Source organism: Paraburkholderia sp. IW21 (assembly GCF_041321145.1).
Lineage (GTDB): Bacteria > Pseudomonadota > Gammaproteobacteria > Burkholderiales > Burkholderiaceae > Paraburkholderia.
This window is the reverse complement of record NZ_JBGGWA010000001.1, coordinates 379,494-394,716: the sequence shown is the minus strand read 5'-3', so window position 1 is coordinate 394,716 and position 15,223 is coordinate 379,494. Positions and strand designations below refer to the sequence as shown.

Below are 15,223 nucleotides of genomic sequence, written 5' to 3'. Positions count from 1 at the left end.
ATGTTTCAGTCAATCAAATCACGGCGCGCATGGGTCGTAGTCGCCATGATGTTCCTGTTCATGATGATTAATTTCGCCGACAAGGCGGTGATTGGTCTTGCAGCCGTGCCGATGATGCACGACCTCGGATTGTCGCCCCAGCAGTTGGGCCTTGTCGGCAGCAGCTTTTTTGTTCTGTTTTCGATTTCCGGCATTCTGTTCGGCTTCGCCGCCAACCGGATAAAAACGAAATGGCTGCTGTTGCTGCTATCGCTGGTTTGGGCCGCGGTGCAATTTCCGCTGGTCGGCGCAGTGTCGTTTCCGCTGCTAATTGCGTGCCGCATCGTGCTGGGGGCGGGCGAAGGGCCGGCCTTCGCATTGGCTATCCACGCTACCTATAAGTGGTTTGGCAACAGCAAGCGCAATATCCCGACCGCCATCGTTCAGCAAGGCGCTAACGTCGGCATGCTTGTGGCGGGGCCGTGCCTGACCTGGCTGATGATTCACTATGACTGGCATAGCGCATTCCTCGCGCTCGGTATCGTTGGCGTGATCTGGACGGTCCTCTGGCTTCTGTTCGGCGCCGAAGGCACGGTCGACGAGCATCCGCCGGAACTCGCCGCCACCGCGCCGCTCACGGACAACGCGCGCGTGCCCTATCGGGCGCTCATCGCGGATCGGACACTGTTCGGAACCTTCGTCCTTTCGTTCGTCGGTTATCTCGTTCTGTCGTTGTGTTTTACCTGGTTTCCGGCTTACCTCCGGCTCGGCCTTGGTTATTCCGCAACCGAAGCAGGCTGGCTGTTCTCCGTCATCGTCGGCGCTTCGATTCCCGCGTCGCTCGCGATGTCGTGGTTTTCCCAGTACCTTTTCAGCAAGGGTGTGTCGTCGCGCGTCTCGCGCGGTTTCATGACAAGTGGCGCGATTACGCTAACCGGGCTTGCGTTTTTTTGCACGACAATGGACTTTAGCGCGCCGATGAAGATCGTATGTCTCACCGTCGGGGCAGGTCTGGGCCAAATGATTTTTCTGTTCGGCCCACTGATGATCGGTGAAGTCACACCGCCCCGGCAAAGGGGCGCGTGGCTTGCGATCAACAATTCAGCAGCGACCCTCGCCGGGCTGATCGCGCCGGCGCTCATGGGGCGCTTCGTGGGTGCCGCGCATAGCCGCGCAATCGGCTTCGAACATGGCTTCCTGTTTCTCGCGTCTATTCTTCTTGTTGCGGGCGTCGCCGGGTTCTGCCTGATAAATCCTGAAAAGTCGATGCGCCGGTTGCGGAGCCTTGCGGTGCTCAATGCCGGGCCTGATCGGCAGACGCTCCCTTCGAAACCTCGCGGGCGTGACGAACCCGCTAGTGCAAGCTGAACTCGCGAGCTGAAATTCGTCAATCCGTTGCACCTGCATATTTTTGAAGTCGCTAGAATTCAAGCGCATTTGAGCCCGGTTACGCAGGAATATCGAGCACATCCCAATCAAAAATATCAGGAGACACGGATTCATGAGTGATCAACCGTTTGGACGCTCCCGTCGCGATTTCATGCGTATTGCCGTTACCGCAGGCACCACTGCGGCGCTGCCGTGGATGCAGGACGCCCACGCGCAGTCACCGGCCAGCGCCGCAACCGCCGCTGGACACCCGGCAAAAGGTACACAGCTGATCCTGCTCGGCACCAAGGGTGGCCCGACGCCGTCTGACCTGCGCGCGGCACCGGCGAACGTGCTGGTGGTCGACGGTCAGCCCTACGTGGTCGATTGCGGCAACGGCGTCGCGCTGCAGTTGACCAAAGCGGGCATCAAGCTGCCGGGCATCCGTGACATCTTCCTGACCCACCATCATTCGGACCACAACGCCGACCTGGGCAACCTCGTGTTCCTCGCCTGGGCCACCGGCCTGCGCACGCCCGTCAACCTGTACGGACCGCCGCGCATGACCAAGATGATCGACGACTTTGTCGACATGAACGCGATCGACCTCGACGTGCGAACGCGCGAAGAAGGCCGCCCGCCGTTCCGGCCACTGATCGACATCCATGAATTCGACGGCCCGCGCCTCGTGATGGAAGACGACCGCGTGCGCGTAACGTCGCTGCTAGTCGACCACTACACGATCAAGCCGGCCTTCGCTTACCGCTTCGAGACTCGGGACCGCACCGTCGTCTTCTCCGGCGACACGACCTACTTCCCGGCGCTTGCCGAGTTCTCGAAAGGCGCCGACGTGCTGGTGCACGAAGTGATGTACCTGCCCGCGCTCGAAAAGATGATGAAGACCGTCGACAACGCGCCGACCCTGCTCGATCACCTCATGAAGAGCCACACCACCACTGAGCAGGTCGGCAAGATCGCCGCGGCGGCTGGCGTCAAGACGCTGGTGCTGAGTCATTTCGTGCCGGGCGGCGATCCCGCGATTACCGACGAGATGTGGGCCGCCGATGCGCGCAAGCATTTCAACGGACAGATCATCGTCGGCAAAGACCTGCAGGTTATCTGAGTGTCGGGAAAAGCCACCATGCAATCCGCTGCGATTCCCCTCACGTTGCTGACTGGCTTTCTTGGTTCGGGTAAGACCACGTTGCTCAATCGCCTGCTGCCGCAACCGGCGCTGGGCCGTTGTGCGGTGGTGATCAACGAACTGGGCGCGATCGGTCTCGATCATCTGTTCGTCGGCACCTCGCGCGACGAGACCGTCGCGCTGCTGGAAAACGGCTGTCTGTGTTGCGGCGTGCGCGACGAACTGGCAGCGACCGTGGCCGATCTGCTAGCGCGCCGCACGCGCGGCGAGATTCCCCCCTTCGAGCGGATTTTGATCGAGACCACGGGGCTTGCGCGGCCGGGCCCGGTGATCTCGTTGCTGCTGGGTGACCCGGCGCTTGAAGGTCGTTTGCAACTCGATGGCATCGTGACGACCGTGGATGCGAAACACGGCGCCGCGCAACTTGCCCGACATGAGGAATCGCGTCAGCAGGTGGCCGTCGCGGACCGGCTGTTGTTGACGAAGGCTGAACTGGTCGATGCGCTCGCGCTTGCCGACCTGGAGGCGGCGCTTGAGGCGCTGAATCCGGGTGCGACGCGTATTCTGGTGCGCAACGGCGAGATTGATGCACAACAGCTGCTCGATATCCTGACGCCGCGTGCCTTGCGGCCGTGGTTGCGCGCAGAGCCTGCGCCGCGCAAGTTGCTGATGCGTGGCGCGACGGCGTCACGCGTGGCCCATCCGGATATCGACAGCTTCTGCCTGACTTACTCGCAGGCATTGCCGATGCAGGCTTTCGAAACTGCGCTGACGGTGCTGCTCGGGTATCACGGCGAACGTATCTTGCGGGTTAAGGGGATCGGTAATTTTGTTGGTGAGTCAAGGCCTGTTGTGTTCCATGGCGTGCAGCAGTTGCTGCATGAACCGTTGCGGCTTGAAGCGTGGCCTGATGAGGATCATTCGACGCGGCTTGTGTTTATTGTGCAGGGGCTTGAGAGGTCGGTGATTGAGGAGACGATCGCGCATTTTCTGCGCGAGGCGGGGGTGGAGGACGTGGTGGGAGGAGAGGCGGTGCGGATGGGATGATGTTGATTGCGATTGAGCGTGGGCCGCGCAATCGCGATGGTGACTGAGCGCGATAATCAATCTACTGTCGGTGACAACATGCCTGAGAGGCGAGTCGTAGTTGGCGTTCCAATGATTCGGACGCACCGCACTACGACCCGCCGGCCCTTCTTGATTGCTTAGTATGGCGCGATAACGGGTTGCGGCACAGCGTCGGCTCCTAATGCTGCGGCGCTTTCCGATGACGGATTTTTGCGCTCCGGAGCGTTTGCAGTGGCTACGGATCCTTTCGCTCTCTGCGATGCCTCTGCAAGCAGGTTTGCCGCCTGACGTGCCGTGATGCGGGTTTGCGCAACGCCCTTCGCATCCAGTGCGATCACCTGGTACAGCTCGCGGTCGCATTCGAGTTCCTGCTGATACTGCTCCATCTTCTCCAACAACAATTCAAGGAGTGTCTGACGACGCCGTCTTTCGTCGCTCGTGATGGCAGGATTCCTACATATTGAGGACGCAAGTGTGATCAAGGTATCCAGTTGATCCAAGTGCCGGTCGGATAAATGGAATGCCGACAGGGCAAGCTTTTCGTACTGGAGTGCGTCGACAGGCGGACGTGAGTCGGGTTGGTTTTTGATGGACTTGCTCATGGTGCGATCTCCCTGTTACTTCTCGGATCGCCCGACACTCGCTTGCAAAGGGGGTGAGCGGGCACGAAGTAGGGTTGACAGACCGGGCTTGAAACAAACCGGCGAGCCTTGCGGCTCCCCCACCACGGCCCGCCCATTGAAATATAGACGTGCAGAGGTAGACGCACGACCCGCTTGGGCGGGTGTGCGGTTTCAAGCGCAGGCTGTCAAACCTGGCCGCCGGGTGCTTTCCGGCGACTTGGTAATTATAAGGCAGGCCACTTGGGTTGCGCGCAACCTTGTAGGCTAAATGTTTGTTTTGGCCGAATGGATAAGGGGTGGTAAGACGAGGGGCGGGTAGTCGGCCTTTGTCGCACGGTGATGAATGAACGTCCGTTTTCAGGTGGTTCCGCGTTAGACAGCAGTCGGCCAGGAAGCGACTGTCGCTGTCGCCGGCTAGATTGTCGACAATCTCGATGTTTAGGTCCCGCCGGTTATGGTAAAAGGTTCCAACACCCGGAAAGATGAATTCGGAGTGTAGGCACGAAAGGTCCACCAGACGTTAAGGAAGGTCTACACTCGTTCGATTTCCGTAGGTGGCGCCAGCGCGCAGCACAGATCGCCAGTGATAGGCCGGTTTCTGTCCGAGGCATCGCTCCAGGAAAGGCCCCTGCTAACAAACAATAATCAACCCATGTCGACTTTCATCTGGAATCAATCGAAAACGGGCGAGCACGGTCATATTGCAGCTATCAAGAAGGGGTTGGTCGACGCTCAGGTCATCTCGATGTGCTCTGGCCATCTGAAATTCGGCGGGATCAAAGCGATTGCGGATGAACTGAAGAAGGCCGTCGATCGCGGGGCTCGTGTCATCTTCTACTCCAACGACAAGCACACAGAACAGGACGCCGCCGATGGGTTGGCCACGCTCGGCGTCGAGCACATCGTCGTAGACCACAGTCGCTCATATCTCCACACGAAGCTGTACTACTTCGAGGCGGGCGACCGGTATTCTGCAATTGTGGGGTCCGCTAACATCACGAAGGCTGCGCTTACGTCGAATGAGGAACTGTCTTACGTTGTTGGCGGCATCCTGGGAGATCCTCAGCACCAACAGCTCGCGTCGTATCTGGCGCAATTAGACCGCAGATGTCGCCGCGACCGGGCTCCGAGGATCGATAAAAATGGAAACCCGATACCGCTTGTTTATCGATGACATCCGTGACCCCGTCGCATCCGATTGGGTAATCGCACGTACGTCCCTCGAGGCCACTACGATTCTCGAAGCTCGCGGCTGTCCCTTCGAAATTTCCTTCGATCACGACTTGGGCGGTGAGGACACTGCAATGGTCGTGGTCAGAAAGCTGGTGGCAATGGACCTGGATGCTGGCGGCGGATTCATCCCTGCCGGTTTCGTCTACTCAGTTCATAGCGCGAATCCAGTCGGCAAGCGCAACATCGAGGGCCTGCTTGATGCATATCTGCGCCAGCGCGAAATTTCAGGTAATCGGCCCGCAGCATGCTGACTCCAGCGAGATCGCATTCCGTTGTCTGAATGACCGAAGCACGTCGATTACAGGCGTCGCCGATCGGCCAGTTTCGGACTGCCGGCACGCGTCGGTAAATTGCTGACAAATTCTGAGCCATCTGCGAATATAGAAAACGTGGAATTGACTAACTTCCTCGTCCACTTTCACTAGCGTCGCGGTCGCAGCCCCATGCGCCGTGGTTCGTTTCGTTTGCAGTGTTGACTCGGGACCCTCCAGTGCTGACTGATGCTGATGTGACAAGGCGCCAATTTGGCGCCTTTTTCTTACTACCAAGGAACCCGATATGACGATGGATTTGAGCGGTGTGGCGGTCCGTGCAACCACGGAAGAAGACTGGGAAATTCTGAAGACTATTCGTCTCGCCGCGCTGCAGGACAGTCCAGGCGCGTTCGGCCTGAGCTACGCGACCGCAGCTGCGTATAGCGAGCAGCAATGGCGCGAACGTGCATCACACGGGACCCAGCCTGAATTCCTGCTGGCCATCGACCAAGGGCGCGCGGTCGGTCTCATAGGCGACACTGTTAGGCCAATGCAGGAATGCAACCTGATTGCGATGTGGGTTGATCCCAAGTGCCGGGGCAGAGGGGTAGCGGGACGTTTGGTCGATGCGATAAAGACGCGCGCAATTGAGAGAGGATACCGAAGGGTCGTCCTGAGGGTCTCGCCGGACAATGCTCGGGCCGCGAATCTTTATCGTCGGCATGGCTTCGTGTTTTTGCCGGAATGGGAACCGCTGGCTAGTCAGCCTGGCCTCAAAGTCCAGAAAATGGAATGGCTCGCGGGTGACTGATCTTCGGAGCAACTTCGCCGAACGTTTGAGCGACCGCTTCGGGCGAAGTCGAAGGGCCGAAACGGGTCGAGAACCGCCATTCAATCGCCTCGTAACGAATAACCGCTTCGTGCCGCTTTCCGTTCAATCACCATGACCCGTCGTCGTTTCCGCGCCGAAGCGTTCGACCACGAAATCGATGAAGCTGCGCAGTTTTGGCGACATGTGCCGCTCGCTCAAATAAAGCAGATTCACTTGTCGCTCGGGCGCGGCATAGTCAGGCAGCACTTCCACCAGCCGCTTCGCGCGCAGATCGTCGTCCACCAGAATGGCCGGCAGCATCGCGATGCCGAGGTCGCGCAACACGGCGCGCCGCAACGCTTCGGAGTTGTCGATTTTCAGGCGCCCATCCACACGCACGACCACGCGCCCTTCCGCGCCATGCAGCACCCACTCGGACTGCGCCGCGTACCACTCGGAACGCGGCGGAAACGCGTACGTCAGGCACTGATGCGTGCGCAACGCGTCGGGTATCGCGGGCTTGCCGTGCGCTTTCAGGTAGGCGCGCGACGCGCATAGCACGAGCCGATACGGCTTGAGCGGCCGCGCGACCAGAGCCGGATTGCCCAGCGTGCCGATGCGGATCGCTGCCTCGAAGCCGTCGTCGACGAGATCAGAGACCGTGTCGGTCGCGACGATATCGAGCTTCACCTCGGGATAGCGTTCGCAGTATTCGGCGATAGCGGGAATCAGGCACTCGTTGTTGAACATGACGGGTGCCGTCACGCGTAAGCGGCCGCGCGGCGTCGCGAGATGATCGTGCGCGAGCCGCTCCGAATCGTCGATCAAGCCGAGTATCTCGACGCAGCGTTCGTAGTACGTCTGACCGAACGCGCTCACCTGCTGCTTGCGCGTGGTGCGATGGATGAGCCGCGTACCGAGCCGCGCTTCCAGCGCCTGAAGGTGCGTGCCGACCATCGTCGGCGACAGGTCGCACGCTACCGCCGCTGCCGTCAGGCTGCCGGTTTCGACCACGCGCACGAACACTGTCATCGTCTTGAGAAGATCCATTACTCAATAATACCGGGTTCTGTGTCAAATCTGCCTGCATTTATCAAGTTCGGCTTATGGAATACAGTTCGGTCTTCGCGACGGCCTGCACGGTTCGGTCCGGCTCGCTCGCGCCATTTCCCGCAAGGACCTCATGCGTACACAACACACCACGCCGCGACAGTCGTCGCGGCTCGCCCTGCTGGCGACGAGCATCGGTTTCGTCCTCATCTGCCTCGACGTGACGGTCGTGAATGTCGCACTCGATCGCATGCGCGCGAGCCTCGCGCTGGACGCGACGGTACTCGAATGGGTCGTCAACGCATACACGCTGGCGTTCGCCTGCCTGCTGCTCACAGCGGGCGCGCTCGCCGACCGCTTCGGCGCGCGTCGCGTGTTCGTCAGCGGCTTCGTGGTGTTCACCTGCGCGTCGATCGGCTGCGGTTTCTCGGGCGACGCGACGATGCTCGTTGCCTCGCGCGTGCTGCAAGGCGTGGGTGCGGCGCTGTGCGTGCCCTCGTCGCTGGCGCTGCTCGGCGCGGCATTTCCGGACCCGCATGCGCGCGCGAGGGCCGTCAGCATCTGGGCCGGCACCGCGGCGCTCGCGCTCGGCGCCGGCCCACTGGTCGGCGGCGTGCTGGTCGATCGTTTCGGCTGGCCGTCGATCTTCCTGATCAACGTGCCGATCGGCATCGCGGGCATCTGGCTCACGCTCAGGCATGCGCCCGACACCGTGCGTCGCGCGGCGCGCCGCATCGATCTGGCCGGGCAACTTCTTGCAATCGTCACGCTGGCTTCGTTGACGTATGCCGTCATCGAAAGCGGCCGGCTCGGCTGGACTAGCGCGACGGTCATGACGTGCCTCGCGGCGACGCTGGTGGCCGGCTCGTTGTTCATCGCCGTCGAGGCGCGTCACGTGCAGCCGCTGCTACCGCTCGCGCTGTTCCGCAACGCCGTGCTGAACGTCAGTTCGATCACGGGCTTCACGCTGAACTTTGGCTATTACGGGTTGATGTTTGCGATGAGCCTGTTTTTCCAGAATGCGCGTCACGACACACCACTCGAAACCGGCATCGCGTTCCTGCCGATGACCGCTGTCGTGACCGTCGCGAACGTCGTATCGGGCCGCCTCACCGCACGCTTCGGTCATCGCTTGCCGATGGTCGTCGGCCAGTTGCTGGCAGCGCTCGGCTATGTCTCGCTGGCGTTCATCCACGCGGCCAGCAGCATGCTCGCCATCGCGTGGCCCTTGCTGGCCGTCGGCACCGGCGTCGCGCTCGCGGTGCCGTCGATCAATACAGCGGTGCTCACCCATGTCGAATCGGCGTCCATCGGCATTGCTTCGGGTGTGCTGAATACCGCGCGGCAGATTGGCGGCGTCGTAGGCGTGGGCGTGTTCGGTTCGCTCGTGCGCCCTGAGTCCGGCGATCTCGCCGCAGGGCTGCATGTCGCCGTGATGCTCGCGTTCGTCATGACACTTTTGAGCCTCATGACAATATGGCTCGGTCTTGCAAAATCCGGGGCGTCGATCAAGACATGTTCGAGTTGACGCGTTGTTACGATAGATGCAGAGGGGCGGCTCTTAGGTGTTCGTTTAACGAAGTCCGCGTGCTTGGGCAAACATTCGCGAAGTCTGAATCGGTGTCTGACGTTCCCCGGCATCCGTCTTCGAATGACGGTGCGACACGGGGCCGCCGTACTGTGCATGGCCTGCGACTGTCGGCTTTGGTTGGGATGTGCGCGTTTGGGGTGGGGGGGCGGCTGTCGGCCAACTAGAGACGTTCGACTTTGGACCCAAGATAGCCGGCAATTTGGTGTCGTTCTCCCAACTGCAGAAAATCCATCACCTCGCCGACGATCGCTTCGGGAGCGTCTTCCTGCATCAAATGCCCCGAGCCAGCAACCCGCGTGAAGCGTGCCCCGGGGATCATCGCCGATAATTCCAAGCCTCGATCGACCGGAATCCACTGATCCTCCTCGCCCCACAAGATGGAAACCGGGCAGCGAACTTCTCCGTAACGCGGTTGGACCTCATCGGTATAGCGCTGGTCCATCTGGGCGATTTGCCGATAGAACGCCGCTTGACCCAGTTCGCCCATCCATGGGGACGAGTAAATGCGCAATGTGTCTGCCGCGAGCGTTCGGTTCGCGGCACCCTGCAGATATGCGTTGACCATCGCCTCATGAATGTACGCGGGCACGCTTGCGAACGCAGCCTCATGCGCGCGCACATGACGAACAAACGGTGAGCCCCATGGGGCGACTGCCACCGGATCGATCAGCAGCAGAGATCGATACTCGCATCGGTCCAGCAAGGCTGCCCTGAGCGCTGTGGCGCCGCCGAAATCATGGGCAACCACGTCAGGCTTCTCGAGCCGCCAATGCTTGAGTAAGGCTGCAAGCAGGCGATTCTGAACGCCCAGTGAGACATCCTGGTCCGCGCGCTGCTCAGACATTCCGTAACCAAGGAGATCGAAGTAGAAGACTTGTCGAAAGCGAGCCGCGATCGGCGCAATGCGGCGCCAGACCTGCGAAGAAAACGGCGTTCCATGTATCAGCACCATCGGCTCGCCCGCGCCGATTACGCCATAGCGTACTGACTGACCATCGAAGCCAAAAGAATGTGCCAAAGGCAACGCTCCAGGAAACAGCTGCTGAAATTGCCGCGAAGTATCCGTCATGAATCGCCTTTTGCATTGGACTATAGCGAGGAACAAGCATAGACTAACCGTCATAATCCTTCAAGGAGGTTATATTGGTCGGTGTAAAAGAATCACGTGGGAGCGGAGACGCAGGCGTAGGCGGTCACCTCGTCCTTAACTTCGTGAACACATGCGGCGGCGCTGGTAAGGACCGTGACGTCGAGCGGTTGGTCGACTGGTGCGACGCTATCGACTGGGCTACGGCGAACGGTGTCCTTAATCCGACTGATAGTCGTCTGATCGAGAAGGCGCGGTCGCACGCGAGGCACCGCCGATCCGATATGCTGAAGGAGTTGACGGAACTGCGAGAAGCCATGCACGTAGTATTCTCTGCGATCGCCGACGGCGTTCTGCCTTCGGAGACAGCTCGGCTGCGGCTGGAAGGTTATATCGTCGAGGCAATGAGTCATTCGACGCTGTGCATTGAAGGACGAGCACCGGTGCGCTGGACGGTATGCCCAGAGAAGGCCTGCAGCGCGCTCATAAAGGACCGGCTTGCTATCGCTGCGAGCGAACTGCTTTCGCAACCGATCCTTTCGAATGTCCGAGAGTGCGGCGCATGCTCGTGGTTGTTCCTCGATCTCTCGCGGAGCAGGTCCCGACGATGGTGCTCAATGGCCACTTGTGGAAATCGCGCAAAAGCACAACGCCACTACCGTACGATGAGAGCGACATATTGAAGGGCAGTCCAAACGTGCGTGACCGAGCGTGCGGACTCGTCGCCTCCAGACCAAGGGCCGCTTTGGAGAAAGCTGAATGACCAGATCGGGGCGACCAGCGCCGGTCGCGGAGCGATGACCGGCAAGCCGCATCGCCGATTCTCCCGCGTGCGGCCAAGAAGCGACGGAGGCAGGAGCAACCGGCCGCACACTCCGGGAGCAGTTCCACTCAGCAACCAGTCATTCGATTAGTCATTCGATTGCCGGGAGCGTCCAAGTCGAAGACCCCGCCGCCTTGGTGGCCCTGCCCGAGCTCGAATTTTTGAGCGCCGATGCAGGGGCCTACGCTGGCGCCGATCGCAAAGGGCGCCTCGGCAAATTCCAACTGGCGCGTAGGCGGAACGACACAGCGGCCAGAGCGAAATGACCGTTTTGGCTGTTCGGTCCAGCCGGACAAATCTCGTTGCGTCCGATTCGATCCATGCCACGACGGCCCTACGGTCGCCCAGTCACGCGCTGCACCATCGCGTAGAGCACCGACATCTGCAAGCCGCGCTTGAGTGCGTAGTTCGAGTCGTATTGATTGGAGTAACCCCACCAGTCGAAGCATGCGTTCGGGTTCGTCGGCCCTGGCGCAGACGACGCAATCGTGTCGGGATACACCACCACCAGTTCGTTCGTATCGGCCCATTCATTGATGCCGGCCTCCTTGACCCAGCGGTTTCCGATAAGCGACGCCTCCTGCAGACAGCCGTGAAGGGCGAGCACGAATCCGCATTTTTTCCCTTGCGCGCAGGCTTTGGGAACAAAAACGCTCCCCGTCGAGCTCATCGAAAGGTTTGGGGACGCCCCGAACTCCGTTTGATCGAATGAAGAAAGCGTACCCGACAGCTTTCCGTTGTTGCGCGCTTTCAATGGGCCGAGGAACATCGTCAGCCACGTTTTTACTGAATCGTAGACTGCGCCATTCGCCGAGCAGCGCACCATGTAGGGACTGCCGAGCGTGCCGCATGCAAGTTCGCCATCAGGCGATTCCCAGCCGTGCTCGGCGGGATACGCATTGTCGAAGTGAACGTTGGCCCCATAGCGCTTATATTCCGAGTTGAGGTCGGCCATCTCAAGCGGATTGACGACCTCGTCTTGCGTGCCGGACCAGAGGTAGACGGGCTGTCCACGCAGGTTCGTCGCCGGGTCGATGGTGCCGAGGGACGATTGCGCGTCAAGATACGCCTCGGATGCAATAAGCGTGCTGTTGTACGACGCCTGATTCGACGGAAGCGTCAAGCCGCCACAGTTTGCCAAAGCTGTCGCGGCTCCGCCGGCGCCAGCACACCAGTACACTCCGCCCGCGTAGACAGCGGCCCCTTTGAAGGTGGAAGAGTGGGCAACGTGCATCTGCACTGCCGCGAAACCGCCAGACGAAATACCGGCGACGAAGACCTTCGCCGGGTCGATCTGATAGCGCTGAAGTTTAGTGATCCTGGACGCGACCGATCCACCGTCCGCGGCGGGGCTCCCGGTTGCGGCTAACGCCTTCGCCTGCGCAGATGCTGCACCGGCATCCGCACTGGCCGGATCGCCCTCACCCCCGCACCCGGCGAGGCTGATCGCCAACACAGCTGCCGACGTTAACCGTAGGCCTAACCTCATCGTCATCATTGTCGTCTCCTCGTCAGAACGCCCGTCGAACTGTGGCCGCCTCAGATTCCGCCTAAGACTCGCTAACGCACGTCATAACAAGGCGAGAACAGATGATTGCGGCGTGCGATACGCTGCTTACAGCAAAAATAGTTCCTGCAACGCTTGCGATCGCAACCTTGGTGGATTTCCGGACTCGGCCGAATTTTTTCGGTCACTCGACAGAGGCATGCAGATCGTTGACAATCGGCGGACTAACCCAAGGCTGGGAGACGCCCGCCGACCCCGGTCATTTGATGCTTTTATTTGGCGGCTATAAAGTTCTGTCCATATTTGCCGTTACACGGGGCTGGGTCGCCGTATTGCCGTTTCTCTCCTTCGCTTAAAAGTGAGCGTCCTCCAAGTGCAGCCAGGACCATACCTCGACTATCATCCCGCTATCGACTTTTTTGCCTTGAATTGGCGCCGCGATACACCGGCGTAGGATTCTCTCCTCAGCGATGCACGTGGATCTTCTCACCCTTTATTTCCTCGTGGTCGGGACGCTTTTCGCCAGTTCCGGGATGACGCTTTGGGAACATCGAACACATCCCAGGCGTAGCAAGGAATTGAAAATACTGGCAGCTGGGTACGCAACGCTTGCCATCGGCTGTGCGGCGGTAACAGTTCATCACGAGCTGCCCGGTGCGACTGGCTCCGCCTTGAGCAACCTCGTTATCGTCACCGGCTATTTACTGGTCCTGCAAGGCGTCGCATCCTTGAGCGGCCGGCAATACCGGAACAGCTCTGCCGCGATGCTCGTCCTGCTTGCGCTCACATGGGCCGTGGCCGGCGCGCGGTGGGAGGATTCGGTGTGGTACTACGCGAGCGCGATTCCGATCGCGTTGGCTTGCGGCGTGACGTCTTTCGAGCTGGTGCGATGCGACGGCATGAAATCGATGCAATCGCGGCGTATCGCGGTGTTGGTGACGGGCATCCATGCGCTCCTATATGCTGCCAGGGCGTGCATCCTGCCTTTCCTGGCGGCCCGGTACGGGCGGGACGTCGTGTCGGTCGCCAGCAACATTACGATGTACGAGGGAGTCCTGTATTCGGTTGTTCTACCGATGACTCTGCTGAAGCTGATCCGCGAGGAGACCCATGGCGAGCTTCTACGAGAGTCCCAAACGGATTACCTGACCCGTCTTAGCAATCGCAGATGGTTTTTTGAAGAGGGCGCACGCGTGATCCGCGAGGCAGAACCACGCCGCCCGATTTCCCTCCTTGCATTCGATCTCGATCGTTTCAAAGCAATCAATGATCGATACGGTCATAAGACGGGCGACGAGGTACTGAAAGCATTTGGCGACATAGCCCGGAGCGTGGTGGGTCCCGATGCGATTCTCGCGCGCATCGGCGGAGAAGAGTTCGCTGCCCTGCTTCCCGACCATAACAGCCTCCGCGCCAAAGAAGTGGGCGAGATCGTCGCTAAACGTTTCGCTGAGACGATCCCTCACCGGATTGACGGCGCCGCGATACAAGCAACGGTCAGCATTGGGCTCGCACAGTTCGGAACCGATGCGTCCACGCTTGCCGACCTGCTGGCAGCCGCCGATGCGGCGTTATACAACGCGAAGTCGCTCGGCGGCAATCGGCTCGTATTGGCGCAGCCTGCCTCGCGCCCCGAGGTTGCCTGACGGTGGTGTGGACAGCGCCGGTCGCTGTCGGCGCGCACATTGGCAACAATCCGGAGGCGCGCTAGCGGATGTCTTGCGCTGTGAACACCTCGTGCGCGACAAATAATGCGTTCAGCGCCGCAGGAAAGCCCGCGTAAAGTGCCATCTGCATAAACACCTCGACAATTTCATCACGTGTACAACCGACGTTAAGCGCCGCCTCGACATGAATCTTTAGCTGCGGTTGCGCGTTACCAAGCGCAGCCAGCGCTGCAATCGTCGCGATCTCTCTCGCTCGCAAATCGAGTTGCGGTCTGCTGTAGATGTCGCCGAAGCCAAACTCAATCAACATGCGACCAAAATCAGGCGCAATGGGCGCGAGCGCAGCAATGACTCTCTCACCCACGTCCCCGTCAATCTGCTTCAATTTTTGCCAGCCCTGCGCGTAGCGGTCGTGGTTGAGATGAGCGGTGTCGATTCCAGCGTCCATGGCGAATCCTCTTTCTGTCGGTTTGTTAAGAATCTTCGTCATGTCTTGCCGCCGTCTCGTAAAAGGCAATCTTGTCCGTGAGGACAGCCAGATTGGCCTGCAATTCGAGAATATCAGCCAACACGGCTTCCCGATGCGACGCCAGCATCTCGCGCCGTGCGTCATAGGTCGAAGCACCTTGAGCACGAAGCTGAGAAAACGTCTGTATTGCGGCAATCGGCATTCCGGTTGCCTTGAGACGAAGCACAAACTGCAACCAGTCCAGGTCCGACGTCGAATACAACCGATGCCCCGCATCAGTCCGGCTCACGGCCTTGAGAAGTCCGGTTTTTTCGTAGTAACGCAGCGTGTGGGTAGATACGCCGGTGGCTGCTGCCACTTGACCGATAGTTAGCAACTTCGACATGACGGACCTCAGGTTAGGACTTAGAGTGCACTCTAAGTCAAGCCCCGCATCATGTCAGCAGTTGAAGGTCGGGCAGGTCGCCGCGCGCGGCCGCGTCGAGCGGCACGCGGCCAATTTGAGTCAGTTCGCGGCCTCCGGCTTGCAGACGTCACTCCACTGAAGCC

General features: G+C 60.0%; 15 protein-coding genes. 9 read left to right on the top strand and 6 right to left on the bottom strand.

What is annotated here, in order from left to right; translation table 11 throughout:
• From ACAX43_RS01800 to ACAX43_RS01790, 3 genes are all read left to right on the top strand, one after another.
• Entirely contained in the window at positions 1 to 1,347 is a 1,347-nt protein-coding gene (locus tag ACAX43_RS01800) for an MFS transporter (protein WP_370706700.1), read from the top strand.
• Between the two features lie 172 nt (positions 1,348 to 1,519).
• Positions 1,520 to 2,470, top strand: a complete 951-nt coding sequence (locus ACAX43_RS01795; protein WP_370707077.1) for an MBL fold metallo-hydrolase — start codon at positions 1,520 to 1,522, stop codon at positions 2,468 to 2,470.
• 18 nt (positions 2,471 to 2,488) lie between these two features.
• Positions 2,489 to 3,538, top strand: coding sequence for a GTP-binding protein (locus ACAX43_RS01790; RefSeq protein WP_370706699.1), 1,050 nt, complete (start codon positions 2,489 to 2,491; stop codon positions 3,536 to 3,538).
• Positions 3,539 to 3,696: 158 nt separating this feature from the next.
• Here ACAX43_RS01790 and ACAX43_RS01785 read toward each other — a convergent pair whose 3' ends face one another.
• Complete coding sequence (locus ACAX43_RS01785) at positions 3,697 to 4,161, bottom strand: hypothetical protein (RefSeq protein ID WP_370706698.1); 465 nt, start codon at positions 4,159 to 4,161, stop codon at positions 3,697 to 3,699.
• A gap of 673 nt (positions 4,162 to 4,834) precedes the next feature.
• On the opposite strand from ACAX43_RS01785, the gene ACAX43_RS01780 reads away from it, so the two are divergent.
• From ACAX43_RS01780 to ACAX43_RS01770, 3 genes are all read left to right on the top strand, one after another.
• Entirely contained in the window at positions 4,835 to 5,356 is a 522-nt protein-coding gene (locus ACAX43_RS01780; RefSeq protein WP_370706697.1) for a phospholipase D-like domain-containing protein, read from the top strand.
• Positions 5,325 to 5,666 carry a cyclic-phosphate processing receiver domain-containing protein gene (locus ACAX43_RS01775; RefSeq protein WP_370706696.1) on the top strand — a complete coding sequence of 114 codons (342 nt, stop codon included), beginning with the start codon at positions 5,325 to 5,327 and terminating at the stop codon, positions 5,664 to 5,666. The genes ACAX43_RS01780 and ACAX43_RS01775 overlap by 32 nt, the downstream gene beginning before the upstream one ends.
• A 307-nt stretch (positions 5,667 to 5,973) precedes the next feature.
• The gene (locus ACAX43_RS01770) at positions 5,974 to 6,480 is read left to right on the top strand and encodes an N-acetyltransferase family protein (protein WP_370706695.1); all 507 of its coding nucleotides are present in this window, start codon (positions 5,974 to 5,976) and stop codon (positions 6,478 to 6,480) included.
• Between the two features lie 123 nt (positions 6,481 to 6,603).
• On the opposite strand, the gene ACAX43_RS01765 is transcribed toward ACAX43_RS01770, so the two are convergent.
• Positions 6,604 to 7,530 carry a LysR family transcriptional regulator gene (locus ACAX43_RS01765; RefSeq protein ID WP_370706694.1) on the bottom strand — a complete coding sequence of 309 codons (927 nt, stop codon included), beginning with the start codon at positions 7,528 to 7,530 and terminating at the stop codon, positions 6,604 to 6,606.
• A 133-nt stretch (positions 7,531 to 7,663) separates the two neighbouring features.
• On the opposite strand from ACAX43_RS01765, the gene ACAX43_RS01760 reads away from it, so the two are divergent.
• On the top strand, positions 7,664 to 9,058 hold the full coding sequence (locus ACAX43_RS01760; RefSeq protein WP_370706693.1) for an MFS transporter: 1,395 nt from the start codon (positions 7,664 to 7,666) through the stop codon (positions 9,056 to 9,058).
• Positions 9,059 to 9,281: 223 nt separating this feature from the next.
• Here ACAX43_RS01760 and ACAX43_RS01755 read toward each other — a convergent pair whose 3' ends face one another.
• Positions 9,282 to 10,190: an alpha/beta fold hydrolase gene (locus ACAX43_RS01755; RefSeq protein WP_370706692.1), complete on the bottom strand. Its 909-nt coding sequence runs from the start codon at positions 10,188 to 10,190 to the stop codon at positions 9,282 to 9,284.
• Positions 10,191 to 10,264: 74 nt separating this feature from the next.
• Here ACAX43_RS01755 and ACAX43_RS01750 point away from each other — a divergent pair, with 74 nt between their 5' ends.
• Positions 10,265 to 10,891, top strand: coding sequence for a CGNR zinc finger domain-containing protein (locus tag ACAX43_RS01750; protein WP_370706691.1), 627 nt, complete (start codon positions 10,265 to 10,267; stop codon positions 10,889 to 10,891).
• Positions 10,892 to 11,365: 474 nt separating this feature from the next.
• Here ACAX43_RS01750 and ACAX43_RS01745 read toward each other — a convergent pair whose 3' ends face one another.
• Positions 11,366 to 12,520 (bottom strand): prolyl oligopeptidase family serine peptidase, encoded by a 1,155-nt coding sequence (locus tag ACAX43_RS01745; protein WP_370707076.1) that lies wholly within the window; start codon positions 12,518 to 12,520, stop codon positions 11,366 to 11,368.
• A 488-nt stretch (positions 12,521 to 13,008) separates the two neighbouring features.
• Between ACAX43_RS01745 and ACAX43_RS01740 the strand changes: the two genes are divergently transcribed.
• Positions 13,009 to 14,184 (top strand): diguanylate cyclase domain-containing protein, encoded by a 1,176-nt coding sequence (locus ACAX43_RS01740; RefSeq protein WP_370706690.1) that lies wholly within the window; start codon positions 13,009 to 13,011, stop codon positions 14,182 to 14,184.
• 61 nt (positions 14,185 to 14,245) lie between these two features.
• Here ACAX43_RS01740 and ACAX43_RS01735 read toward each other — a convergent pair whose 3' ends face one another.
• Positions 14,246 to 14,653, bottom strand: coding sequence for a carboxymuconolactone decarboxylase family protein (locus ACAX43_RS01735; RefSeq protein ID WP_370707075.1), 408 nt, complete (start codon positions 14,651 to 14,653; stop codon positions 14,246 to 14,248).
• 25 nt (positions 14,654 to 14,678) lie between these two features.
• Positions 14,679 to 15,059 (bottom strand): MerR family transcriptional regulator, encoded by a 381-nt coding sequence (locus ACAX43_RS01730; protein WP_370706689.1) that lies wholly within the window; start codon positions 15,057 to 15,059, stop codon positions 14,679 to 14,681.
• Between the last annotated feature and the right edge of the window lie 164 nt (positions 15,060 to 15,223).

Excerpts from the sequence above, each read along its gene's own strand:
- ACAX43_RS01800 (WP_370706700.1), top strand. The coding sequence starts at position 1 with ATGTTTCAGTCAATCAAATCACGGCGCGCATGGGTCGTAGTCGCCATG.
- ACAX43_RS01795 (WP_370707077.1), top strand. The coding sequence starts at position 1,520 with ATGCGTATTGCCGTTACCGCAGGCACCACTGCGGCGCTGCCGTGGATG.
- ACAX43_RS01790 (WP_370706699.1), top strand. The coding sequence starts at position 2,489 with ATGCAATCCGCTGCGATTCCCCTCACGTTGCTGACTGGCTTTCTTGGT.
- ACAX43_RS01785 (WP_370706698.1), bottom strand. The coding sequence starts at position 4,161 with ATGAGCAAGTCCATCAAAAACCAACCCGACTCACGTCCGCCTGTCGAC.
- ACAX43_RS01780 (WP_370706697.1), top strand. The coding sequence starts at position 4,835 with ATGTCGACTTTCATCTGGAATCAATCGAAAACGGGCGAGCACGGTCAT.
- ACAX43_RS01775 (WP_370706696.1), top strand. The coding sequence starts at position 5,325 with ATGGAAACCCGATACCGCTTGTTTATCGATGACATCCGTGACCCCGTC.
- ACAX43_RS01770 (WP_370706695.1), top strand. The coding sequence starts at position 5,974 with ATGACGATGGATTTGAGCGGTGTGGCGGTCCGTGCAACCACGGAAGAA.
- ACAX43_RS01765 (WP_370706694.1), bottom strand. The coding sequence starts at position 7,530 with ATGGATCTTCTCAAGACGATGACAGTGTTCGTGCGCGTGGTCGAAACC.
- ACAX43_RS01760 (WP_370706693.1), top strand. The coding sequence starts at position 7,664 with ATGCGTACACAACACACCACGCCGCGACAGTCGTCGCGGCTCGCCCTG.
- ACAX43_RS01755 (WP_370706692.1), bottom strand. The coding sequence starts at position 10,190 with ATGACGGATACTTCGCGGCAATTTCAGCAGCTGTTTCCTGGAGCGTTG.
- ACAX43_RS01745 (WP_370707076.1), bottom strand. The coding sequence starts at position 12,520 with ATGAGGTTAGGCCTACGGTTAACGTCGGCAGCTGTGTTGGCGATCAGC.
- ACAX43_RS01740 (WP_370706690.1), top strand. The coding sequence starts at position 13,009 with ATGCACGTGGATCTTCTCACCCTTTATTTCCTCGTGGTCGGGACGCTT.
- ACAX43_RS01735 (WP_370707075.1), bottom strand. The coding sequence starts at position 14,653 with ATGGACGCTGGAATCGACACCGCTCATCTCAACCACGACCGCTACGCG.
- ACAX43_RS01730 (WP_370706689.1), bottom strand. The coding sequence starts at position 15,059 with ATGTCGAAGTTGCTAACTATCGGTCAAGTGGCAGCAGCCACCGGCGTA.